Origin of the sequence: Simiaoa sp. (assembly GCF_051972595.1) — a bacterium.
GTDB classification, from domain to species: domain Bacteria; phylum Bacillota; class Clostridia; order Lachnospirales; family Lachnospiraceae; genus Acetatifactor; species Acetatifactor hominis.
The window spans coordinates 84,124-105,536 of sequence record NZ_JBOKRY010000007.1; the positions used below are offsets into that span (position 1 = coordinate 84,124).

The following is a 21,413-nucleotide window of genomic DNA, read 5'->3' on the forward strand; positions in this document are numbered from 1 at the left end:
ATTACTTCCTGCATTTCGACAGTACTTTGTATGATAATGCTGACGGGATGTGGTAATGTAGCCTATGTGTTTCCCTATGACGTGGATTCTAACGTCAGCAGTTTTAATGTTCTCGCCGGAACGGGAGAAGACAAAGCAGCAACATTCGCCCAGGATCTGTGCGTGGTTACCGGGGACAATACCGGAGACGGCAGCGTGGATATGACCCAGGCGTCGGCGGCGGTATTGTTCGATGTGAATAACAAAGAAGTACTGTATTCCAAAAATGCCTATGAGCGGCTTTATCCCGCCAGCCTGACGAAGGTAATGACGGCATTGGTAGCACTTAAAAACGCATCTTTGGATACGATACTTACTGCCACGAATTCCGTTAAGATCACGGAGTCCGGTGCTCAGCTCTGCGGACTGAAAAGCGGCGATACCATGACGTTAGATCAGGCACTGCATATTCTGCTGATGTATTCCGCAAATGATGCAGCCATACTGATTGCGGAGAATGTTGGAGGCAGCGTGGATCATTTCGTGGAGATGATGAACGAAGAAGCAGCAAGACTTGGTGCAACCAATACCAGTTTCGCCAATCCCCACGGTCTGTCGGATGATAACCACTATACCACAGCATATGATCTGTATCTGATCTTCAATGAAGCAATCAAATATGATTCCTTCAATGAAATTATTCATATGACATCCTATCAGACCACGTATTATGATAAGGACGGTAAGGCAAAAGAGCTTACCGTGAATAATACGAACCGTTTCCTGAAGGGAGACTTTCAGGCACCGGAGAATATTACGGTGATCGGAGGCAAGACCGGTACCACCAATGCGGCAGGACACTGCCTGATATTGTTGTCCCGGGATGTGAGCGGAGCACCGTATATTTCCGTGATACTGAATTCTTCGGCAAGCGATGTGCTGTATCCGGAAATGGTACAACTCCTGGAGCAAATCAACAAATAGATGTTGTTTTTTAAGGGTATATAAACTATAATAAAGTAAATAGGTTGCGTGAAGTTCCTATAAATTTTACGACAGGAGGGTTACACCAATGGTTCAGTTGATTGTAGGCAAAAAGGGTAAGGGCAAGACAAAACAGCTGTTGGACAAAGTGAACAGCGAGGTAAAGGATATTTCGGGCAGTATCGTATATCTGGACAAAAGTACGAAACATATGTATGAACTGAACAACAAGGTGCGTCTGATCGACGTTTCCCGCTATATGATCGAGAATGAAAGCGAATTTTTGGGGTTCGTATGCGGTATCATTTCTCAGGATCATGATCTGGAACAGATGTATTTTGACAGCTTTTTGAAGATCGCAGCACTGGAAGGCAAAGATATTTCCGCAGTGATTGAGAAGCTGGACAAAATGAGCGATTTCTTCCAGGTAGATTTTATCCTCAGCGTATCAATGGATGAATCCGAATTACCGGAGGCTGTTAAGGATAAGATCATCGTATCTTTGTAAGAAAACGTATTATAATTTTCACGTATGAGAAGCCTCGGATGTCAACCGGGGCTTCTCAAATGTAAGAGGATAAAAAGAGGAAAGGAGGTTTTTCTTATGGCACAGCAGCGAAAATCTAAAAATAATAAAGTAAAACAGTACAGAAAACCTTTGAACCTCAATATCGGTATGCTGATCTTCGGTGCTATTTTTATTTATGTGATCATCTGTGTGATCATGTATTACCAGACGGATCATATTGTCCGTTATGAAGTAACGGAAGGATCCCTGGCTACGAACAATATTTACCGTGGGATCGCTATCCGCAGTGAGAGTGTCGTGAACACCGATACGGCGGGATATGTAAATTTTTATGCAAGAGAGGGCGAACGTGTCGCCAAAGGAGATACGGTATATATCGTAGACGAGACCGGAAGATTAAGTCAGGAACTGGAAGATGCCAGTCTGGGAGAGAATACTCTGAGCAATCAGGAACTTTCGGAATTTCGAAATGAGATCGTGAATTTTATGCATGGGTATGATGACAGGAACTACGAGAATACCTATGATTTCAAATATTCGTTAAAAAATACAGTATTGAAGCTGGCGAATGTCAATATGCTGCAGAGCATTGAAAACGAAAACGGTGGTTCAGCCGCCAATATCGTGAACTTCTGCTATGCCCCGGAGACGGGAATCGTGGCATACTGGACCGACGGATACGAAGATCTGACCGTGGATGCGGTGACAGAAGCAGTATTCGACAATAAAGATTATGAGAAAAAGCAGATGCTGGGTAACGAACTGATGGCGGTAGGAGACCCGGTATATAAGCTGTCCACGGATGAAAACTGGTCTGTTGTGATCCCCATAGATGCACAGCGTGGTGCCCAGATTCAGCAGGAAGATTATGTAAAGGTCCGTTTTCTGAAGAACCAGTATGAATCCTGGGGGCAGGCGAAGCTGTTCACCGGAAGTGATGGGAACACTTTTCTATCTCTTACCTTTACCAATTCTATGGTAACGTTTGTATCCGATCGGTTTCTGGATATTGAACTGATCTTAAACGATGAGACGGGACTAAAGATCCCGAATTCCTCTATCGTGGAGAAGGAATTTTTCCTGATTGACGAAGACTTCGTTACGACCGATGAAAATGCGGGAACCCAGGGCGTCATCAGACAGTGCTATCTGGAAAACGGTAATATATCCAGTGAATTCGTGGAGACGGATGCATACAGCTATGACGAGACGGAAGGTGTGTATTATATGGATACTTCCGTACTTAAGACGGGAGATGTCCTGTATAAGACGAACAGCCAGGATACCTATACGGTAAGCAAACGTGCCACTCTGATCGGTGTATATAATGTAAATAAAGGATATGCGGATTTCAAGCAGATAAACATCCTGTATCAGAATGATGAATACTCTATTGTAAAGGCGAATACGACCTATGGACTGAACGTATATGATTATATTGTGCTGGACGGAACAGCAGTATCGGATGACCAGATCATTACCAACATCCGGAAGACAGACAGCAGCAAAACAGCTGAATCCACGGACAATATGGTAGCGACAGAGCCAACGGATACATCGGAGGAAACTGTTCCGGAAGGTACAGAGGAGACACAGACGGAATCGACGGCAGAGACTTCCGGGGAAACGACGGAGAACAGCCCGGAACCGGAAAACAGTGTTGAACCGGAGAATACCCCGGAAGCTTAAAGGTGACAGAAAGGACGGTGGACAGAAATGGGAGCAGAACAGACCGTACAAAGTATAGAACTGACACAAAATTATAATACGGTAAAAGAAAATATCAGAAAAGCCTGTGAGAAGACTGGCAGATCGGAGCGGGAAGTGACCCTGCTTGCGGTAAGCAAGACAAAGCCGGTGGACATGCTTATGGATGTCTACCATGCGGGTGCCAGGGACTTCGGAGAGAATAAAGTACAGGAACTGGTGGATAAGATACCACAGCTGCCTTCGGATATCAGATGGCACCTGATCGGACACTTACAGCGCAATAAAGTAAAATATATTGTGGATAAGGTCTACCTGATCCACAGTGTGGACAGTCTCAGACTGGCAGAGGAGATCAGCAGGGAGGCTGTGAAGAAGCAGGTGGAAGTCAATATTCTGATCGAAGTTAATGTGGCACAGGAAGAGAGCAAGTTTGGTACCACAACAGAAGAGACAGAAAAACTGGTTCGCGATATTTCGTTGTTACCCGGTGTACATATTAAGGGACTTATGACCATCGCACCTTTTGTGGAAGACCCGGAGGAAAACAGGACATATTTTCGGAAACTTAGGCAATTAGCTGTTGACATCGGAAATAAAAACATCGATAATGTGTCTATGAGCATACTTTCCATGGGGATGACGGGAGATTATACAGTGGCAGTACAGGAAGGTGCTGCGATCGTCAGAGTAGGAACCGGTATATTCGGAGAGCGAGATTACAGTAAGACGATATAAAGAATATTTTAAGAAGATTTTAATAAAGGAGACTCGTAAGCATGGGTGTAATGGATAAGTTCCTGAATTATATGAAACTGAACGATGAAGAAGATGAAGGTTTCTATGATGATGATTATCTGGATGATGAGGAAGAAGTAGAGCCTGTGAAAAAGTTTGGCACTGCCAAGAACAGACAGCAGGCACAGGATGAGGAAGATCTGGATGATAAAGGGAAGCGTACTTCACAGCCCAAGGTTACTCCGATCCATCGTACCGTTACCAAGAAAATGCCCGGAACCGGCATGGAAGTCTGTGTGATCAAACCTACTTCCGTAGAGGATGCACGGGAGATTACCGAGACACTTCTGGCAAACCGGACAGTGGTACTGAATCTGGAAGGCCTGGATGTGGATATCGCACAGAGGATCATTGATTTCACTTCCGGCTCCTGTTTTGCAATCTCCGGTAATTTACAGAAAATATCGCATTATATATTTATCATCACACCGGCAAGCGTAGATATCTCCGGTGATTTCCAGGATATTTTCGGCGGTGCCGGATCCTTTGAAATGCCTATTAACAACGGAATGTCATAAAATGTCATAAACGGATAACTTCCTGCAGCGGGCTGTAGGAAGTTTTTTAAAAGAAAAGAATGAAAACACAGAAAGAACGGTTTGGAATCAGACCGGAGGGTGAAAACATGGCACAGAGATTACCGGTGCTTTATAACAAAAAGCCTTGTTATGATATTGTATTTCAGAAGTCTTTTGACGGCTTATGGGAAGAACTGGAGGAACTGGGCGCTGCTGAGAAGAAATTATGCATCGTCACAGATTCTACCGTGGATGAATTGTACGGAGCACAGGTTTCAGAACTTTTGGAAGGAAAATGCCGTAAGATCGTAAAATATGCATTTCCTGCCGGAGAGGAAAATAAGAATCTGGAGACGGTAAAGGATGTATATCGTTTTCTGATCGAAGAGGGCTTTGACAGAAAGGATATGCTGTTGGCGCTCGGTGGCGGTGTGACCGGCGATCTGACCGGTTTCGTTGCGGCAACGTATTTAAGAGGCATTGATTTCGTACAGATTCCCACCACATTGTTAGCGCAGGTTGACAGTTCCATCGGCGGCAAGACCGGCGTGGATTTTGACAGCTATAAGAATATGGTCGGTGCTTTCAAGATGCCCAGACTGGTATATATGAACCTGTCGGTACTTAAGACACTGGAAGAGAGACAGTTCTATTCCGGTTTTGCGGAAGTCATGAAGTCTGCTTTGATCAAGGATGCTTTATTTTACGAGTGGCTGATCGAGAATATGTATGAGATCTGCGAAAGAGATCCTGCCACTTTGGAAGAGATGGTCATGCGTACCTGTTCCATCAAAAAAATGGTTGTAGAGAAGGATCCTACCGAGCAGGGAGACCGGGCACTCCTTAATCTGGGACATACCATCGGACATGCCATTGAAAAATACAAGAATTTTGAGTTGTATCACGGCGAATGTGTTGCCCTTGGTACGGTGGCAGCGGCATATATTTCCTGGAAAAAGGAAATGCTCAGCATGGAAGAATTTTATGAGATCCGCGATATGTTCGTACCGTTTTATCTTCCGATCTCCGTGGACGATATTGATCCGCAGGAGATTCTGAAGCTTACCAGATCCGATAAAAAGATGGAAGCCGGTACGATTAAATTTATTCTGCTTAAAAAGATCGGTAAGGCAGTCATTGACAGAACCGTTACAGATGAAGAAATTCTGGCTGCTATCGAAGAAATCAATTTTAGTGAAGAGGATGCCCATGAATAAAGAAAAAAAGAGTCGTATGATTATGTTGCTTATAGATATGCTGATCGCTGCGGTACTTTTAGTGTTTGATCAATTCACGAAACATCTGGCTGTTGTACATCTGAAGGGTCAGGCACCGTATGTACTCATTGACGGCGTACTGGAACTGCAGTATCTGGAGAACAGAGGCTCTGCTTTCGGAATGCTGCAGAATCAGAAAGTATTTATTCTGTTCGTTGGGATCGTATTCCTGGCAGTGCTTTTATTTTTCCTGCTCAAGCTTCCCGAACAGAAGAAATTCCGGATCGTTCATGTCCTGCTGGCGGTGATCATTGCCGGGGGAATCGGTAATATGATCGACAGATTCCGCCTGGATTATGTGGTGGATTTTATTTCTTTTGTATTGATCAATTATCCGATTTTCAATGTGGCGGATATCTATGTGGTAGTCGCTACGATCGGTCTGTTTATTCTGTTTTTGTTTGTTTATAAGGAAAAGGATCTGGAGTTCCTTAATTTTAAGCAGAACCGTTATCGGGAGATGAAATAGGAGAGAGAACAATGGAAGAACTCCGATTTCAGATTACGGAAGAAACGGAAGACGAACGGATCGACAAGTGTATGAGTCTGCTGGTGGAGAATCTGTCCCGTTCGTTTATACAGAAACTGATCAAGGAAGGCAATGTCCTGGTAAACGGTAAGCCCGTGAAGGGAAGCTATCGTGTCAAATGCGATGATGAGGTGGTATTTTCCGTTCCGGAGTCAGTAGAGCCGGATATTGAGCCGGAGAACATTCCACTTGATATTTTGTATGAGGATGCGGATCTGATCGTGGTGAATAAGCCTAAGGGAATGGTAGTGCATCCGGCGGCAGGACATTATACAGGGACATTGGTCAATGCACTGATGTATCATTGCGGTAAAGATTTATCCGGGATCAACGGTGTGCTGCGCCCCGGGATTGTCCACCGGATCGACAGAGATACTACCGGTTCTGTCATTGCCTGTAAAAATGATAAGGCACACAGATGTATTGCGGAGCAGCTAAAAGAGCATTCCATCAACAGACGATACCGGGCCATCTGCTTCGGAGAACTGAAGCAGGAGGAAGGCACCATCGATCAGCCCATCGGCAGACATCCGAATGACCGGAAGAAGATGGCGATCAATCATCAGAACGGAAAACGGGCGGTGACGCATTATCGTGTATTGCAGCGTTTTCAGGGATATACTTATATAGAGTGCGTATTAGAGACAGGGAGAACGCATCAGATCCGTGTGCATATGGCAAGTATCGGACATGCGCTTCTCGGAGATGAGGTGTATTCCAATCGGAAAAGTCCTTTTAAATTGCAAGGGCAGACACTTCACGCCAAGACTCTGGGATTTATCCATCCTACTACCGGAGAGTATCTGGAAATTGACGCACCACTGCCGGAATATTTTGAACACCTTCTGGCTGTGTTGACACAAAAATAGGTCTTATAGATTATTTTTGTGCAGAAATGAGGCGCTTATGAATCTGTTTGATATTTTAGGTCCCGTCATGGTCGGCCCCAGCAGTTCCCATACTGCGGGAGCTGTCCGGATCGGATATATTTCAGAAAAATTACTTCAGGACCATGTGATGAAGGCGGAGATCCTTCTGCATGGTTCCTTTGCTACCACGGGAATCGGACACGGTACGGACAAAGCATTGATCGCCGGACTTTTGGGGATGCATCCGGACGATATCCGGATCCCCGACAGCTTTGCCCTGGCAAAAAAGGCCGGAATGGAGTTTACTTTTTCCACGGTTACCCTAAAAGATGCACATCCGAATACTGCGGTTCTGCGGCTGACCGGAGAACACGGACGGAAAATAGAGGTTCAGGCAGCTTCCATCGGCGGCGGTCGGATCCTGATCGCAAAATTAGACGGCATCGAAGTGAATTTCACCGCGGAAAAGCCCACCTTGATCGTACACAACGTGGATCAGCCCGGACATGTGGCACAGGTGACAAGCATGCTGGCGGAGAGAAATGTCAATATCGCAACCTTGCAGCTGTACCGGGATAAAAGAGGCGGTTATGCAGTTATGGTCATAGAGACGGATCAGGAAGTGCCGCAGGATTCCGTGGAATGGCTGGAGCAGCTTGACGGCATCATTAAGGTGACATATATCAATGTGGAGGATTAAGCATGTCTTATCAGTCGTTTGAGCAGGTATTGCAGAAATGTCATACAGAAGAAAAAGAATTCTGGCAGGTGATCTTAGAGGACGATATGGCGGAGCGGAATGTATCCGAAGAGGACAGCATGGAACACATGCGTGCCACCTGGGATGCCATGTTACTTGCGGCAGCCACTTACGAAGGGGATCTAAACTCTTCCAGCGGGCTTGTGGGCGGCGACGGCAGACGAATGGAGGAATATATCCACAGCGCCGGGATCCCGTCACTGTGTGGGGAATATGTGGACACCTGCATTGCGGGAGCTTTGCAGATGGGAGAATCCAATGCCTGCATGAAACGTATTGTAGCGGCACCTACGGCGGGAGCCTGCGGAGTATTGCCTGCGGTGCTGGTACCTTATTTTCAGAAGCGGTGTAAGGATACCGATAAAATCCTGAAAGCCATGTATGTGGCGGCGGGAATCGGGCAGATCATAGCCGCCCGTTCTTCCATCAGCGGAGCGGCGGGCGGATGCCAGGCGGAGATCGGAGCGGCCAGTTCCATGGCAGCCGGAGCACTGGTATATCTCCAGGGCGGTGACTGCACACAGATCGCGACTGCAGCGGCTATGGCCATGAAAAATCTGCTGGGACTGGTGTGTGATCCGGTGGCAGGACTGGTGGAGGTCCCCTGTGTAAAGCGCAATGTGATCGGCACGGTGAATGCTATGTCTGTTGCAGATATGGCTATGGCGGGAATTACAAGCCGTATCCCTCCGGATCAGGTCATGGATGCCATGAAAGAAGTGGGAGATAAAATGGATGCATCCCTGCGGGAAACAGCACTTGGTGGATTGGCGCGTACGGAAGAAGGCATGAAAATAGCAGAAAAAATGCATTCATCACACAATAATTGTTGAATTACGACTAAAAAATCTGATAATTAGTTGATTTTTTGTTAAATATCACGTATAATAAAACTACAAAAATTGCTAGTTATCAAGTTCAGCAGAAAGTGGGTGTGTGTATGAATACTATTATTACAATTGGACGTCAGTTTGGTTCTGCGGGTCGTGAGATCGGGGAAAAGGTTGCAGAGTATTTCGGAATCAAATGCTATGACAAGGAACTTCTTACAAGAGCTGCACAGGAAAGTGGTTTCTGTGAGGAAATGATCCAGAATCATGATGAGAGACCGACGAATTCCTTCCTGTATAATCTGGTAATGGATACGTATTCCTTTGGCTACAATGCATCCTCTTTTGTAGATATGCCCATCAGCCACAAGGTGTTCCTGGCACAGTTCGATACGATCAAGAAGATTGCCGATGAAGGCCCCTGCGTGATCGTCGGACGCTGTGCGGATTATGCACTTTCCGATTACAACAATTGCATTAATCTGTTTATCTTCGGTGATGATGATGTAAAGACAAAACGTATTATGACCAAATATGATCTGACGGAAGCCAAGGCGAAGGAAATGATCACGAAGAAGGATAAACAGCGTCAGAGCTATTACAATTACTATTCTTCCAAGAAGTGGGGCAGAGCCGACAGCTATGATCTGTGTATCAACAGCAGCATCCTCGGTATTGAAGGAACCGTAAAGCTGATCATTCAGTACGTGGAAGACTTCGAGAAGAAAAATAATGCAGATATTTTAGAAAAGTAATTTCTGCAATTTTTTCAAAAAAATAAAAAATATATCTTGACGAATCAGGGCACCTCATGCTATTATACTACGGTATGCCGCATAACTAGGTATAAGTGTGTTGGATTTTAGGATCTTTCACCACCAAAGTTAGCGAGTAAATAATAGGAGGTGCCTTATTATGTACGCAATTATTGCAACAGGTGGAAAGCAGTACAAAGTTTCTGAGGGTGATGTAATCAAAGTTGAGAAGATCGATGCAGAAGCCGGTAATACTGTTACTTTTGACCAGGTGATCGCAGTAAGTGACAATACCCTCAAGGTTGGTGCTGACGTTGCTAACGCAACTGTTACCGCAACCGTTATGGAGCAGGGTAGAGGTAAGAAGGTTATTGTATACAAGTACAAGAGAAAAACCGGTTACCACAAGAAGAATGGTCATAGACAAGCATACACTCAGGTTAAGATCGAAAAGATTAACGCGTAATCGTTATGACGACTATTATCATTCGTAAGGACCATGAGGGAATCTATCGTGGATTCTACTGCATGGGGCATGCAGGATATGCCAAGAAAAGATTATTCGGTACGGAACCGGATATCCTCTGTGCAGCGATTTCCGTACTGGTACAAAGTACCATCGGATCACTTTCGCAACTGGCAGGTGAAGAACTCAAGCTGACCCAGAACGAGGAGACGGGCTTTATCAAATGTGATTTTCAGGATGTTCTGCAGGACAAATCCGTATTTCTGATGGATTCCATGGTGTTCTCACTACAGAATCTCAGCAGACAGTATGGGGAACAGTATTTGCAAGTAAAAATCGAGGAGGTGTAGACCATGTTTAACTTTAACCTTCAATTTTTTGCACATAAAAAGGGAGTTGGTTCTACCAAGAACGGTAGAGACTCCGAATCCAAGAGATTAGGTGCGAAGAGAGCTGATGGCCAGTTTGTAAAAGCTGGAAATATTCTTTACAGACAGCGCGGTACAAAGATCCATCCCGGTGTCAATGTTGGTATCGGTGGAGATGATACTCTGTTTGCTTTAGTTGACGGCGTTCTCCGTTTCGAGAGAAAGGGCAGAGACAAGAAGCAGGCTTCCGTATATCCTGTAGAGAAATAAGTTGATTTAACCAGGGCTTCAAACATACTGATTGTTTGAAGCCCTTTTAGTCCGTAAAGGATTTTGTCGGAAAGGAGAACAATATGTTTGCTGACAGAGCTAAAATTTACGTAAGAAGCGGTAAAGGCGGAGATGGTCATGTGTCCTTTCGCCGCGAAAAATATGTTCCCAGTGGCGGCCCTGACGGTGGAGACGGTGGTCACGGCGGAGACGTGATCTTTGTTGTGGATGAGGGACTGAATACCCTGATCGATTTCCGGCACATCCGTAAGTACAAGGCCGGAGACGGGGAAGAAGGCGGCAAAAAGAATTGCCGTGGTAAGGACGGAGAAGATATTATTATCAAAGTCCCCGCGGGAACCGTGATCAAAGAAGCACAGAGCGGGCAGGTAATTACGGATATGTCGGGGGACAACAAACGGGTTGTTCTTCTAAAAGGTGGTAAGGGCGGCAACGGTAACCAACACTATGCCACCAGCACCATGCAGGCTCCGAAGTATGCACAGCCGGGGCAGGCAGCGCAGGAACTGGAGCTTTTGTTGGAGCTGAAGGTCATCGCCGATGTAGGACTGGTGGGATTCCCCAATGTGGGTAAGTCCACTTTTCTGTCAAGAGTAACCAATGCCAGACCCAAGATTGCCAACTATCATTTCACTACTCTGAATCCGAATCTGGGTGTGGTGGATCTGGAAGGAACCGGTGGTTTCGTTATTGCGGATATCCCCGGACTGATCGAAGGTGCTTCCGAAGGTGTGGGACTGGGACATGAGTTCCTGCGCCATATTGAGCGTACCAAGGTGATCATCCATATTGTGGATGCGGCAGGCACGGAAGGCAGAGATCCCATTCAGGATATCTATGCTATCAATAAGGAACTGGAAGCCTATAATCCGGAGATTGCTGCACGCCCCCAGGTCATTGCAGCGAATAAGATCGATGCTATTTATACCGAGGACGGATCCGACCCCGTGGAGGCGATCCGTGCAGAGTTTGAGCCGAAGGGGATAAAGGTATTCCCTATGTCTGCAGTAACCGGTCAGGGTGTAAAGGAGCTTTTATATGAAGTAAATGAAATGCTTCAGGGAATTGGAGAAGAGACTACGGTCTTCGCACAGGAGTACTTCCCGGATAGCATGACAGGGTCTGTGGACGATGCTTATACCGTAACCTATGATGAGGAAGAGGACGAGTATGTAGTAGAAGGACCTAAGATCGAGAAGATGTTAGGTTATACGAATCTGGACAGCGAGAAGGGATTTACCTTCTTCCAGAATTTTCTGAAGGATGCCGGAATACTGGAAGAATTGGAAAGCTTAGGTATCCAGGAGGGTGATACGGTCCGTATGTATGGTCTGTCCTTTGATTACTATAAGTAAAAAATGGAAACGTTTGAGAAAGGAAATAAATTATGACGAGCAAACAGAGAGCCTATTTGATGAGTCTGGCAAGCAATCTGAATCCGATTTTCCAGGTGGGAAAATCCAGCCTGACTCCGGAACTTACCGCAGCCATCGGTGAGTCTTTCAACAATAACGAACTGATCAAGATCGGCGTGCTGAAGAATTGTTTCGACGATCCCAGAGCGATCGCTGAGATGGTGGCAGAACGTACCCATTCCCAGGTGGTACAGGTCATCGGCAAAAAAATCGTACTGTATAAGCCGGACAAGGACAAGCCGAAGATCGAACTGCCCCGTTAATCGTTATATTGCAATCGGAATCCGTACAGAGGGATGAAGTATGAGCAGAATAGGCATTATGGGTGGCACCTTTAACCCAATCCACATAGGACATCTGATGCTGGCAGAACAGGCATTGGAGTCGGCACACTTAGACCAGATCTGGATGATACCGACGGGCTGTTCTTATCTGAAGACAAAAGAGGGCATTACGGTTCTGCCCGGGACAGAACGTTATGACATGGTGCAACTTGCTATCGCAGATAACGACAGATTCCGCTGCCTGGACATTGAGATAAAACGTCCCGGAGACTCTTACAGCTATGAGACTATGGAGCAGCTGCACAGAGAATATCCGGACCATCTTTTTTATTTCATCTGCGGAGCTGACTGTCTGTTTACCATGGAACATTGGAAATGCGCAGAGCGCCTGTTTGCTGCATGTGAGATCATCGCTGCGGTACGGGGAGATGCGGATATGAAAGGAATGCAGGAGAAGATCAGGCAGTTGGAGGAACATTTTTCTGCGAAGATACAGTTACTCTCTTTTCGAAGAATTGAGCTTTCTTCTTCTGAAATCCGAGCGAGAAGATCCCAAGGCCTTTCCGTGCGTTATCTTGTACCGGAAGCAGTGAGGGAATATATGGAAGAAAAGGGGCTTTACCTGGATGAGTGATATCCTAAAAAAACTGACTAAAGAAATGCAAAAAGTACAGGATCCCAAGCGCTTTACTCATACATTGGGGGTAGAATACACGGCGGCGGCCCTTGCCATGCGATATGGTGAAGATGTGGAGCGTGCACAGATCGCGGGACTGCTTCATGATTGTGCCAAATGCATGGAAAATGATAAACTGTTGTCTGCCTGTGAAAAGTATCATCTTCCCGCGACGGATGTGGAAAAGCGCAATCCCTATCTTTTACATGCCGAGGTGGGAAGTTATCTGGCGAAAAAGGAATATAAAATCGAAGATCCTGAGATCTTAAGTGCAATTTTATATCATACCACAGGGCGTCCGGGCATGACGCTTCTGGAGAAGATCATTTTTACCGCAGATTATATTGAACCGGGGAGAAAACAGGCACCGAACCTTACCCAGATCCGCCACCTGGCATTTACGGATCTGGATGCTGCCGTGACGAAGATTTTAGAGGATACTCTGGAATACCTGAAATCGGGAGACGGTGAGATGGATCCTATGACAGAAGAAACCTATAACTATTATAAGAAGAATGAATCAATAAAATAGAAAGTGTGAGGAGTAAGCATGAGCGAAGAATCCAGAAAAATGGCAAAGCTTGCCGTAGAAGCATTGGATGATAAAAAAGCAGAAGATATTAAAGTAATAGACATCAGTAAAGTATCTGTGATCGCAGATTATTTTATTATTGCCGGCGGTAATAATTCCAGTCAGATTCAGGCATTGTGTGATAATGTGGAAGAGAAACTGGGAAGAGCCGGTTTCCCTGCCAGACAGACCGAAGGCTATGAGACAGCCAACTGGGTACTGTTAGACTTTGGCGATGTGATCGTACATGTCTTTGACAAGGAAAACCGTCTGCTCTATGATCTGGAACGTATCTGGAGAGATGGCGTACAGATTCCCGTAGAGGAACTTTAAGCTTCGCTATCTCCCAGATGGAGAAAGAAGCTGATGAGATAGAGTCCGCTGATTCCCACCAACACATATACAATTCTGGAAAACCAGGACATGTCACCGAACAGGAAGGCTACAAGATCAAAGCGGAAAAGTCCGATCAGCCCCCAGTTCACGGCACCTATTATGGCTATGGTGAGAGCGGTTCCATCCAAATATTTATTACCCATAAAATCTCCTTATCCTGTCTGTATGGATTTTACTGCTGTAAGTTCCATACAGACATTTTTTTGATGTTTCTATTAAATGATTGTTTCGTAAATAGTCTTTCCCCCGGAATAAAAAATATACTATATTTATATTTAAATATGATTTTATTGATCTATTTTAATGTCAAAAAACATCAAATTAGAAAAGAAAATCCATTGACAAAGGAAATAGAAGCGAGTAATATACAAAAATAACAATTATACATTGTATATTTGTATACATTGTTAAAAAGGAGGAAGATATTATGAAGAAATTTAACAAGTTTTTAAGTGTTGCCGTAGCATCTGCTATGGTAATGGCTATGGCTGGCTGTGGTAATACAGACAATGGTTCTGCAGCAACCGGTACAAACGCAGCAACTGAGAGTGCAGCAGCATCCGACAGTGCAGCAGTCGGCAGCGTATTTAAGATCGGTGGTATCGGACCTACTACCGGTGGCGCAGCAGTTTATGGACTGGCTGTACAGCACGGTGCAGAGATTGCAGTAGAAGAGATCAATGCAGCAGGCGGTATCAACGGTTATCAGGTAGAATTCAAGTTCCAGGATGATGAGGCAGATGCTGAGAAATCCGTAAATGCTTATAATGCATTAAAGGACTGGGGCGCTCAGATCATTGATGGTTCTACCACCAGTGGTGCATGTATTGCAGTTACTGACAAGACCAAAGAGGACAATATGTTCCAGATTACTCCTTCCGGTTCTGCAGTAGAATGTGTTCAGTATGATAACAACTTCCGCGTATGCTTCTCCGATCCTAACCAGGGTCTTGCATCCGCACAGTATATTGGTGAGAATGGTCTGGCTGAGAAGATTGCCGTTATTTATGACAGCTCCGATGTATATTCTTCCGGTATTTACGAGAAGTTTGCAAAAGAAGCTGAGAATCAGCCGTTTGAAATCGTAGCAGCAGAAGCTTTTACCGCTGATAACAAGACTGATTTCTCCGTACAGTTACAGAAGGCAAAGGATGCCGGAGCAGACATGGTATTCCTTCCTATTTATTATCAGGAATCCGCACTTATCCTGACCCAGGCAGCTGCTATGGGTTATGCTCCCAAGTGGTTCTCATGTGACGGTATGGATGGTATTCTCGGTGGTGTAGACAACTTTGATGTATCTCTGACCGAAGGCGTTATGCTGTTAACTCCTTTCGCAGCTGATGCAACCGATGATCTGACCCAGTCTTTCGTAACTAAGTATAAGGAAAAATACGGTGAGACTCCCAACCAGTTCGCAGCAGACAGCTATGATGCTATCTATGTGATCAAGGCTGCTATCGAGAAGAGCGGTGTTACTCCTGATATGAGTGTTTCTGATATTTGTGAGGGTATGAAGGCTGCCATGACAGAGATCACTGTAGATGGTCTGACCGGTAACGGCATGACCTGGACCGCAGACGGTGAGGCTAACAAGGCTCCTAAGGCTGTTGTGATCGAGAATGGTGCTTACAAGGCTATGTAATTTTGCTGACAAAGTTTCCAAAGAGGGTTACCGCAGGGTAGCCCTCTTTACTTAATGCCAGAGATTTTGCAATAATAGGGGAGCAGTTGTTTTTCCCGGTATGTTCTGTTATACTTTATTTTAGTTATACTTTATTTTATACGATAATTTGTGCATTCGCATGAATGGAGGTAGTTCACATGAGTTTTATCAGTTATCTGATCAACGGTATCAGCCTTGGAAGTGTCTATGCGCTGATCGCATTAGGTTATACCATGGTATATGGTATTGCTAAAATGCTGAATTTCGCACATGGTGATGTTATTATGGTCGGTGCATTTATTACTTATACAATGTGCAGTACCATGGGGCTTTCTCCTGTGATTGGTGTTCTGGCAGCTGTTGTTGCCTGTACTCTGCTTGGAATGGCTATTGAAAAGGTAGCCTACAAGCCTTTGAGAAAGGCAGCTTCTCCTTTGGCGGTACTGATCACTGCAATTGGTGTCAGCTATCTGCTGCAGAATGTGGCACTTTTGATCTTTGGCGCCAATGCGAAGGCATTTACTTCAGTAGTATCTGTTCCGGCACTGAAGCTGGCAGACGGACAGATCAATATTACCGGTGAGACGATCGTGACGATTCTGTCCTGTCTGGTTATTATGGCCGGTCTGATGTTCTTTATTAATAAGACCAAAGCCGGTCAGGCCATGCTGGCGGTATCCGAGGATAAAGGAGCGGCACAGCTGATGGGAATCAATGTGGACGGAACCATTGCGCTTACCTTTGCAATCGGATCCGGTCTGGCAGCAGTGGCAGGTGTGCTGTTATGCTCCGCATATCCTTCCCTGACACCCTATACCGGTTCCATGCCGGGTATCAAAGCTTTCGTAGCTGCTGTATTCGGTGGTATCGGATCCATCCCCGGCGCTCTGGTCGGTGGTATTCTGCTCGGTATTATTGAAATCTTCGGCAAAGCCTACATATCTTCCCAGATGGCAGATGCTATTGTGTTTGCGGTATTGATTGTTGTACTTTTGGTAAAACCTGCCGGACTGTTTGGCAAAAATATTCAGGAAAAAGTATAAGGGAAGAGGCAGGTGAATAATATGAAGAAATTATCGAATAAGAAAATGAATAAAACCTTCCGTGATAACCTTATTACTTACGGAATGGTGATCGCAGCTTATGTGATCATGCAGATCCTGGTGTCTGCCGGTGCAGTGAGCAGTCTGATACAGGGCTTATTGGTTCCTCTGTGTACTTATGCGATTCTGGCGGTATCTCTGAACCTTACGGTAGGCATCCTGGGAGAGCTGAGCCTCGGTCATGCCGGATTTATGTGTATCGGTGCCTTTACCAGTGCCTTTTTCTCCAAAGTCATGGAAAATACCGCAATGCCTTCCGGGCTTCGCTTTTTCTGTGCACTGTTGATCGGCGCCGCGTTTGCGGGTATTTTCGGACTGCTGATCGGTATTCCCGTACTTCGTCTGAAGGGTGACTATCTTGCCATCGTAACGCTGGCCTTTGGCGAGATCATTAAGAACCTGGTCAATATTCTGTTTGTGGGACTGGATGAGAATGGCTTCCACATTTCCTTTACCAACACCATGGATCTGAATATGTCTGAGGACGGTCAGGTCATTATTAAAGGAGCGCAGGGTATCACCGGTACTCCTCATGACTCCAATTTTACCATTGGTATTGTGTTATTACTTGTGACGCTGTTTATTGTATTGAACCTGATTCATTCCAGAGACGGTCGTGCAATCATGGCTATTCGTGATAATACCATTGCAGCGGAATCCGTGGGAATTCATATTACCAAATATAAGCTGATGGCTTTCTCTATCTCCGCAGCTCTCGCAGGCGTGGCAGGAGTATTGTATGCACACAATCTGTCTACCCTGACAGCACTGCCTAAGAACTTCGGATACAATATGTCTATTATGATTCTGGTGTTCGTTGTACTGGGCGGTATCGGTAACATCCGCGGTTCCATTATTGCTTCTGTAATTCTGACGTTATTGCCGGAACTTTTACGTGGACTGAACGATTATCGTATGTTGATCTATTCCATCGTACTGATCGTTATGATGCTGTTTAACTGGGCTCCGAAATGTATTGAATGGAGAGAGAAAGTAGCAGCCAGATTTAAGAGTAAGAAGTCTGTGAAAAAGGAGGCTGAATAATCATGGCATTATTAGAGGCAAAAAAATTAGGCATTTCTTTTGGCGGACTTCGTGCGGTAGATGATTTTAATATCAGTATTGAAAAAGGTGCACTGTATGGACTGATCGGTCCCAATGGTGCCGGAAAAACCACCGTATTTAATCTGCTGACCGGTGTATATAAACCCACAGAGGGAATTATTACCCTGGATGGCAAGGATATCACCGGCAAAAAGACTATCGACATCAATCAGGCGGGTATTGCAAGAACTTTCCAGAATATCCGACTGTTCAAGGATCTGTCTGTAATCGATAACGTAAAAGTAGGACTGCACAACCATATGGGATACAGTACCATTACGGGAATTTTACGTCTGCCCCAATATTATAAAGTAGAAAAGCAGATGACGGAGGAAGCCATGGAGCTTCTGAAGGTATTCGGACTGGAAGCGGAAGCAGATACACTGGCTGATAATCTTCCCTACGGTAAACAGAGAAAGTTAGAGATTGCCAGAGCACTGGCTACCAAACCGAAGCTTCTTCTGTTAGATGAGCCTGCTGCAGGTATGAATCCCAACGAGACGCAGGAACTGATGGATACCATTCGTTTTGTCAGAGAGCATTTTGATATGACGATCCTTCTGATCGAGCATGACATGAAACTGGTAAGCGGAATCTGTGAGGAACTTACGGTGTTGAATTTCGGTCGTGTGCTGTGTCAGGGTAAGACCAGTGATGTGCTGAACAATCCGGAAGTCATCAAGGCTTATCTGGGCGAATAGGAGGATAGATGGCTATGGCAATGTTAGAGGTAAATGATATCAAAGTATATTACGGCATGATACAGGCCATAAAGGGTGTGTCCTTCCATGTAGATGAGGGTGAGGTCATTGCACTGATCGGCGCCAACGGTGCCGGTAAGACGACAATCTTGCACACCGTATCCGGACTGCTGACGCCGAAGGAAGGTTCCATTACTTTTGAAGGTCAGGATCTGGTCAAAATTCCGGGACACAAGATCGTATCCATGGGTATGGCGCATGTACCGGAGGGAAGACGAGTATTTGCACAGCTTTCCGTATTACAGAATCTGATGATGGGTGCTTACACCAGAAAAGATAAAGAAGAGATCGCTCAGACCTTAGAGACAGTATTTGAGCGTTTCCCCCGTTTAAAAGAACGTCAGAACCAGATGGCAGGAACTTTAAGTGGCGGTGAACAGCAGATGCTGGCAATGGGCAGAGCCCTGATGTCTCATCCCAAGATTATATTAATGGATGAGCCGTCTATGGGACTGTCTCCGATCTTCGTCAATGAGATCTTTGATATTATTCAGGAGGTAAGCAAGAGCGGTACTACGGTTCTGTTAGTTGAGCAGAATGCGAAGAAGGCACTGTCTATCGCTGACAGAGCGTATGTATTAGAGACCGGTAAGATCGTTCTGGAAGGCAAAGCAAGTGACCTTCTGAATAATGATTCCATTAAGAAAGCATATCTGGGTGAATAACCCTTGATGTAAGTCGCTGCGGGTGGAAGCAGCAGAGACAGAAAGGTATGGTGATTGGGATGAATAATGTAGTTATTACCATTGCAAGACAGTATGGAAGCGGAGGAAGAACCATCGGCGAGATGCTGGCAAAGAAGCTGAATGTCCATTATTATGACAAAGAGCTGATGAAGCTTGCCAGTGATGACAGCGGAATCAATGAGGCTCTGTTCGTGAATGCGGACGAAAAAGTGAAAAACACCAGTCTGTTCCATATTGCCAGGAAAGAATATCATGGAGAACTGATCCCTCCGGAAAGCGATGATTTTACATCTACAGATAACCTGTTTAACTATCAGGCGAAGATCATCCGTGACCTGGCAAAGGAGGAATCCTGCGTCATTATCGGTCGTTGTGCGGATTATGTGTTGAAGGATTACCCAAATGTCCTCAGCGTATTTATTCATGCCCCGAAGGAATATTGTCTGGAAGGTGCAGCGAAGAAGCATAGCATGAGCCCGAAGGAATTGGAGCGCTTTATCAATAAGACGGATAAGCACCGTGCGGAGTACTATAAGTATCATACCGGACGGGAATGGACAGATGCAAGGAACTATGATCTGTGTCTGGACAGCTCCAAGCTGGGATACGAAAGATGCGTGGATGAGATCATTTCTTATATGAAGGTACGATTCCCAGAGGAGTAATATCTGACAGATTACATAATGTAAATATAATTTCATAGAACTGTAGTTTTTTTGAATTAAGAATTCCTCTGTAAAGATACAGAGGAATTTTTTTAATACCATTATAGAAAACCATTATAGAAAATCAGATAGAGAATAATAGCAAAGTGCTCAAGCTATTTGTAGAATCGGAACACGCCGAACACAGTGCCAAGGATCTGGCAGTCATCGACGATGATGGGATCCATGGTGTCATTCTCCGGCTGGAGACGGATATGTCCCTTTTCCTTATAGAAGGTCTTAACTGTAGCGGAATCATCGATCAGAGCAACAACAATCTCGCCGTTATGTGCTGTGTTCTGGGCATGCACGAAGACACGGTCGCCGTTAAAAATACCGGCATTGATCATGGACTCTCCGCGAACGTTCAGGATGAAAGAGTCTCCCTTGGGTACCACATCGGCGGGAACTGGGAAGTAGTCCTGAATATTCTCCTCCGCGAGGATCGGCTGTCCGGCAGCAACATTGCCGATGACAGGGAGGCTTACCATCTCGGTACGTACCATCTGGAAACTGTCATCACAGATCTCAATGGCACGGGGTTTGGTCGGGTCTCTGCGGATGTAGCCGTTCTTCTCCAGTGTCTCTAAATGAGAATGTACGGAAGAGGTAGACTTCAGATTCACCGTCTCACAGATCTCACGTACGGTAGGGGGATAGCCTCTCTTCAAAATCTCATCCTTGATATAATCTAATATTTCCTGCTGCTTGGCAGTGATCTTTCCATAACCCATAAATGACCTCCGATAAATGCTGGTTCTTGTTGTTTTATATAACGATTATAGCATAGCAAAAAACAAAAAGCAAACATATATTCCAAAAATATGTTCGATTTTTGGCTTGACATCAGAATGCATGTTCGATATAATACAAACATAAAGAACAAATGTTCCCGAACACGTTTTCTTATATGAGGTGAATGAGTTATGAGAGTACAGAAGAGTGTATACTATATGACAGACAGAGAGTTAAGAATATATAAGAGACAGCTGAGACGGAGACGTCAGCTGCAGCGCAGAATAGTTACCATGCTTGCTACCATCTGTGTGATTGCATTCTGTGCAGTGTCCTATCACGGAATCCGTTCTTTGGCAAGCTCCGGAGAAGATCAGCTGAAGTTCAAATATTATACACAGGTAACTGTTGCATACGGAGAGACCTTATGGGATCTGTCCGATGATTACATCGATTATGATGAATATAAGGATAAGAAGGAATATATTGCAGAAGTACAGAGTATCAATCATCTGGCGGAAGAGGACAGCATCCGTGCCGGACAGACACTGATCGTACCCTATTATTCTTATGACTTTGTGAAGTAATTAAGATGAAATAATATAAAATACACCGGATCATAAGTGTAATGTGATTCGGTGTATTGTTATTT

Annotated in this window: 28 protein-coding genes; 26 read left to right on the forward strand and 2 right to left on the reverse strand. The window is 45.1% G+C overall.

Features of this window, described 5'->3' with window-relative positions; translation table 11 throughout:
- Positions 1–30: 30 nt before the first annotated feature.
- From ACTRDR_RS04370 to rsfS, 19 genes are all read left to right on the forward strand, one after another.
- The gene (locus ACTRDR_RS04370; protein ID WP_440526283.1) at positions 31–963 is read left to right on the forward strand and encodes a D-alanyl-D-alanine carboxypeptidase family protein; all 933 of its coding nucleotides are present in this window, start codon (positions 31–33) and stop codon (positions 961–963) included.
- Positions 964–1,051: 88 nt separating this feature from the next.
- Positions 1,052–1,471: a twitching motility protein PilT gene (locus ACTRDR_RS04375; protein ID WP_176863208.1), complete on the forward strand. Its 420-nt coding sequence runs from the start codon at positions 1,052–1,054 to the stop codon at positions 1,469–1,471.
- Positions 1,472–1,567: 96 nt separating this feature from the next.
- On the forward strand, positions 1,568–3,181 hold the full coding sequence (locus tag ACTRDR_RS04380; protein WP_440526284.1) for an HlyD family efflux transporter periplasmic adaptor subunit: 1,614 nt from the start codon (positions 1,568–1,570) through the stop codon (positions 3,179–3,181).
- 27 nt (positions 3,182–3,208) lie between these two features.
- Entirely contained in the window at positions 3,209–3,937 is a 729-nt protein-coding gene (locus ACTRDR_RS04385; protein WP_440526285.1) for a YggS family pyridoxal phosphate-dependent enzyme, read from the forward strand.
- Between the two features lie 41 nt (positions 3,938–3,978).
- Positions 3,979–4,515 (forward strand): cell division protein SepF, encoded by a 537-nt coding sequence (locus ACTRDR_RS04390; RefSeq protein ID WP_440526286.1) that lies wholly within the window; start codon positions 3,979–3,981, stop codon positions 4,513–4,515.
- A 107-nt stretch (positions 4,516–4,622) separates the two neighbouring features.
- Positions 4,623–5,732, forward strand: a complete 1,110-nt coding sequence (aroB, locus tag ACTRDR_RS04395; protein ID WP_440526307.1) for a 3-dehydroquinate synthase — start codon at positions 4,623–4,625, stop codon at positions 5,730–5,732.
- A complete protein-coding gene (lspA, locus tag ACTRDR_RS04400) occupies positions 5,725–6,261 on the forward strand; it encodes a signal peptidase II (protein WP_440526287.1) in 537 nt (178 codons plus the stop codon). The genes aroB and lspA overlap by 8 nt, the downstream gene beginning before the upstream one ends.
- A gap of 11 nt (positions 6,262–6,272) precedes the next feature.
- Positions 6,273–7,190 (forward strand): RluA family pseudouridine synthase, encoded by a 918-nt coding sequence (locus tag ACTRDR_RS04405; protein ID WP_440526288.1) that lies wholly within the window; start codon positions 6,273–6,275, stop codon positions 7,188–7,190.
- 37 nt (positions 7,191–7,227) lie between these two features.
- Positions 7,228–7,890, forward strand: coding sequence for an L-serine ammonia-lyase, iron-sulfur-dependent subunit beta (gene sdaAB / locus ACTRDR_RS04410; protein WP_176863196.1), 663 nt, complete (start codon positions 7,228–7,230; stop codon positions 7,888–7,890).
- Positions 7,891–7,892: 2 nt separating this feature from the next.
- Positions 7,893–8,783, forward strand: a complete 891-nt coding sequence (gene sdaAA / locus ACTRDR_RS04415; protein WP_440526289.1) for an L-serine ammonia-lyase, iron-sulfur-dependent, subunit alpha — start codon at positions 7,893–7,895, stop codon at positions 8,781–8,783.
- A 107-nt stretch (positions 8,784–8,890) separates the two neighbouring features.
- On the forward strand, positions 8,891–9,535 hold the full coding sequence (locus tag ACTRDR_RS04420) for a cytidylate kinase family protein (RefSeq protein ID WP_176863192.1): 645 nt from the start codon (positions 8,891–8,893) through the stop codon (positions 9,533–9,535).
- A gap of 160 nt (positions 9,536–9,695) precedes the next feature.
- Positions 9,696–10,001, forward strand: coding sequence for a 50S ribosomal protein L21 (gene rplU / locus ACTRDR_RS04425; RefSeq protein ID WP_022153044.1), 306 nt, complete (start codon positions 9,696–9,698; stop codon positions 9,999–10,001).
- 5 nt (positions 10,002–10,006) lie between these two features.
- The gene (locus tag ACTRDR_RS04430) at positions 10,007–10,351 is read left to right on the forward strand and encodes a ribosomal-processing cysteine protease Prp (RefSeq protein ID WP_118546922.1); all 345 of its coding nucleotides are present in this window, start codon (positions 10,007–10,009) and stop codon (positions 10,349–10,351) included.
- A gap of 3 nt (positions 10,352–10,354) precedes the next feature.
- A complete protein-coding gene (gene rpmA / locus ACTRDR_RS04435; RefSeq protein ID WP_022153046.1) occupies positions 10,355–10,639 on the forward strand; it encodes a 50S ribosomal protein L27 in 285 nt (94 codons plus the stop codon).
- 83 nt (positions 10,640–10,722) lie between these two features.
- Positions 10,723–12,015, forward strand: coding sequence for a GTPase ObgE (obgE, locus tag ACTRDR_RS04440; RefSeq protein ID WP_022153047.1), 1,293 nt, complete (start codon positions 10,723–10,725; stop codon positions 12,013–12,015).
- A 32-nt stretch (positions 12,016–12,047) separates the two neighbouring features.
- Entirely contained in the window at positions 12,048–12,338 is a 291-nt protein-coding gene (gene yhbY / locus ACTRDR_RS04445) for a ribosome assembly RNA-binding protein YhbY (protein WP_022153048.1), read from the forward strand.
- Between the two features lie 40 nt (positions 12,339–12,378).
- Entirely contained in the window at positions 12,379–12,993 is a 615-nt protein-coding gene (nadD, locus tag ACTRDR_RS04450; protein WP_440526290.1) for a nicotinate-nucleotide adenylyltransferase, read from the forward strand.
- A complete protein-coding gene (gene yqeK / locus ACTRDR_RS04455) occupies positions 12,986–13,567 on the forward strand; it encodes a bis(5'-nucleosyl)-tetraphosphatase (symmetrical) YqeK (RefSeq protein WP_440526291.1) in 582 nt (193 codons plus the stop codon). Before nadD ends, yqeK begins: the two co-directional genes overlap by 8 nt.
- An 18-nt stretch (positions 13,568–13,585) precedes the next feature.
- On the forward strand, positions 13,586–13,939 hold the full coding sequence (rsfS, locus tag ACTRDR_RS04460; RefSeq protein ID WP_117465664.1) for a ribosome silencing factor: 354 nt from the start codon (positions 13,586–13,588) through the stop codon (positions 13,937–13,939).
- Here the strand turns inward: rsfS and ACTRDR_RS04465 are convergent.
- Complete coding sequence (locus ACTRDR_RS04465) at positions 13,936–14,145, reverse strand: DUF378 domain-containing protein (RefSeq protein ID WP_117465665.1); 210 nt, start codon at positions 14,143–14,145, stop codon at positions 13,936–13,938. The genes rsfS and ACTRDR_RS04465 overlap by 4 nt on opposite strands.
- Positions 14,146–14,429: 284 nt before the next feature.
- On the opposite strand from ACTRDR_RS04465, the gene ACTRDR_RS04470 reads away from it, so the two are divergent.
- The 6 genes from ACTRDR_RS04470 (at position 14,430) to ACTRDR_RS04495 (ending at position 19,987) form a co-directional block, all read left to right on the forward strand.
- Positions 14,430–15,647 carry an ABC transporter substrate-binding protein gene (locus tag ACTRDR_RS04470; protein ID WP_440526292.1) on the forward strand — a complete coding sequence of 406 codons (1,218 nt, stop codon included), beginning with the start codon at positions 14,430–14,432 and terminating at the stop codon, positions 15,645–15,647.
- Between the two features lie 179 nt (positions 15,648–15,826).
- Positions 15,827–16,711: a branched-chain amino acid ABC transporter permease gene (locus tag ACTRDR_RS04475; protein ID WP_440526293.1), complete on the forward strand. Its 885-nt coding sequence runs from the start codon at positions 15,827–15,829 to the stop codon at positions 16,709–16,711.
- 21 nt (positions 16,712–16,732) lie between these two features.
- Entirely contained in the window at positions 16,733–17,815 is a 1,083-nt protein-coding gene (locus tag ACTRDR_RS04480) for a branched-chain amino acid ABC transporter permease (protein WP_440526294.1), read from the forward strand.
- 2 nt (positions 17,816–17,817) lie between these two features.
- Positions 17,818–18,576 carry an ABC transporter ATP-binding protein gene (locus tag ACTRDR_RS04485; RefSeq protein ID WP_440526295.1) on the forward strand — a complete coding sequence of 253 codons (759 nt, stop codon included), beginning with the start codon at positions 17,818–17,820 and terminating at the stop codon, positions 18,574–18,576.
- A gap of 14 nt (positions 18,577–18,590) precedes the next feature.
- A complete protein-coding gene (locus ACTRDR_RS04490; RefSeq protein WP_176863178.1) occupies positions 18,591–19,301 on the forward strand; it encodes an ATP-binding cassette domain-containing protein in 711 nt (236 codons plus the stop codon).
- Between the two features lie 59 nt (positions 19,302–19,360).
- A complete protein-coding gene (locus ACTRDR_RS04495) occupies positions 19,361–19,987 on the forward strand; it encodes a cytidylate kinase family protein (protein WP_176863176.1) in 627 nt (208 codons plus the stop codon).
- Between the two features lie 155 nt (positions 19,988–20,142).
- Here the strand turns inward: ACTRDR_RS04495 and lexA are convergent, their stop codons facing one another.
- Positions 20,143–20,760, reverse strand: a complete 618-nt coding sequence (gene lexA / locus ACTRDR_RS04500; protein ID WP_440526296.1) for a transcriptional repressor LexA — start codon at positions 20,758–20,760, stop codon at positions 20,143–20,145.
- A gap of 192 nt (positions 20,761–20,952) precedes the next feature.
- On the opposite strand from lexA, the gene ACTRDR_RS04505 reads away from it, so the two are divergent.
- Positions 20,953–21,348, forward strand: a complete 396-nt coding sequence (locus ACTRDR_RS04505; RefSeq protein WP_440526297.1) for a LysM peptidoglycan-binding domain-containing protein — start codon at positions 20,953–20,955, stop codon at positions 21,346–21,348.
- Positions 21,349–21,413: the final 65 nt, after the last annotated feature.

Excerpts from the sequence above, each read along its gene's own strand:
- ACTRDR_RS04370 (WP_440526283.1), top strand. The coding sequence starts at position 31 with ATGATAATGCTGACGGGATGTGGTAATGTAGCCTATGTGTTTCCCTAT.
- ACTRDR_RS04375 (WP_176863208.1), top strand. The coding sequence starts at position 1,052 with ATGGTTCAGTTGATTGTAGGCAAAAAGGGTAAGGGCAAGACAAAACAG.
- ACTRDR_RS04380 (WP_440526284.1), top strand. The coding sequence starts at position 1,568 with ATGGCACAGCAGCGAAAATCTAAAAATAATAAAGTAAAACAGTACAGA.
- ACTRDR_RS04385 (WP_440526285.1), top strand. The coding sequence starts at position 3,209 with ATGGGAGCAGAACAGACCGTACAAAGTATAGAACTGACACAAAATTAT.
- ACTRDR_RS04390 (WP_440526286.1), top strand. The coding sequence starts at position 3,979 with ATGGGTGTAATGGATAAGTTCCTGAATTATATGAAACTGAACGATGAA.
- aroB (WP_440526307.1), top strand. The coding sequence starts at position 4,623 with ATGGCACAGAGATTACCGGTGCTTTATAACAAAAAGCCTTGTTATGAT.
- lspA (WP_440526287.1), top strand. The coding sequence starts at position 5,725 with ATGAATAAAGAAAAAAAGAGTCGTATGATTATGTTGCTTATAGATATG.
- ACTRDR_RS04405 (WP_440526288.1), top strand. The coding sequence starts at position 6,273 with ATGGAAGAACTCCGATTTCAGATTACGGAAGAAACGGAAGACGAACGG.
- sdaAB (WP_176863196.1), top strand. The coding sequence starts at position 7,228 with ATGAATCTGTTTGATATTTTAGGTCCCGTCATGGTCGGCCCCAGCAGT.
- sdaAA (WP_440526289.1), top strand. The coding sequence starts at position 7,893 with ATGTCTTATCAGTCGTTTGAGCAGGTATTGCAGAAATGTCATACAGAA.
- ACTRDR_RS04420 (WP_176863192.1), top strand. The coding sequence starts at position 8,891 with ATGAATACTATTATTACAATTGGACGTCAGTTTGGTTCTGCGGGTCGT.
- rplU (WP_022153044.1), top strand. The coding sequence starts at position 9,696 with ATGTACGCAATTATTGCAACAGGTGGAAAGCAGTACAAAGTTTCTGAG.
- ACTRDR_RS04430 (WP_118546922.1), top strand. The coding sequence starts at position 10,007 with ATGACGACTATTATCATTCGTAAGGACCATGAGGGAATCTATCGTGGA.
- rpmA (WP_022153046.1), top strand. The coding sequence starts at position 10,355 with ATGTTTAACTTTAACCTTCAATTTTTTGCACATAAAAAGGGAGTTGGT.
- obgE (WP_022153047.1), top strand. The coding sequence starts at position 10,723 with ATGTTTGCTGACAGAGCTAAAATTTACGTAAGAAGCGGTAAAGGCGGA.
- yhbY (WP_022153048.1), top strand. The coding sequence starts at position 12,048 with ATGACGAGCAAACAGAGAGCCTATTTGATGAGTCTGGCAAGCAATCTG.
- nadD (WP_440526290.1), top strand. The coding sequence starts at position 12,379 with ATGAGCAGAATAGGCATTATGGGTGGCACCTTTAACCCAATCCACATA.
- yqeK (WP_440526291.1), top strand. The coding sequence starts at position 12,986 with ATGAGTGATATCCTAAAAAAACTGACTAAAGAAATGCAAAAAGTACAG.
- rsfS (WP_117465664.1), top strand. The coding sequence starts at position 13,586 with ATGAGCGAAGAATCCAGAAAAATGGCAAAGCTTGCCGTAGAAGCATTG.
- ACTRDR_RS04465 (WP_117465665.1), bottom strand. The coding sequence starts at position 14,145 with ATGGGTAATAAATATTTGGATGGAACCGCTCTCACCATAGCCATAATA.
- ACTRDR_RS04470 (WP_440526292.1), top strand. The coding sequence starts at position 14,430 with ATGAAGAAATTTAACAAGTTTTTAAGTGTTGCCGTAGCATCTGCTATG.
- ACTRDR_RS04475 (WP_440526293.1), top strand. The coding sequence starts at position 15,827 with ATGAGTTTTATCAGTTATCTGATCAACGGTATCAGCCTTGGAAGTGTC.
- ACTRDR_RS04480 (WP_440526294.1), top strand. The coding sequence starts at position 16,733 with ATGAAGAAATTATCGAATAAGAAAATGAATAAAACCTTCCGTGATAAC.
- ACTRDR_RS04485 (WP_440526295.1), top strand. The coding sequence starts at position 17,818 with ATGGCATTATTAGAGGCAAAAAAATTAGGCATTTCTTTTGGCGGACTT.
- ACTRDR_RS04490 (WP_176863178.1), top strand. The coding sequence starts at position 18,591 with ATGGCAATGTTAGAGGTAAATGATATCAAAGTATATTACGGCATGATA.
- ACTRDR_RS04495 (WP_176863176.1), top strand. The coding sequence starts at position 19,361 with ATGAATAATGTAGTTATTACCATTGCAAGACAGTATGGAAGCGGAGGA.
- lexA (WP_440526296.1), bottom strand. The coding sequence starts at position 20,760 with ATGGGTTATGGAAAGATCACTGCCAAGCAGCAGGAAATATTAGATTAT.
- ACTRDR_RS04505 (WP_440526297.1), top strand. The coding sequence starts at position 20,953 with ATGAGAGTACAGAAGAGTGTATACTATATGACAGACAGAGAGTTAAGA.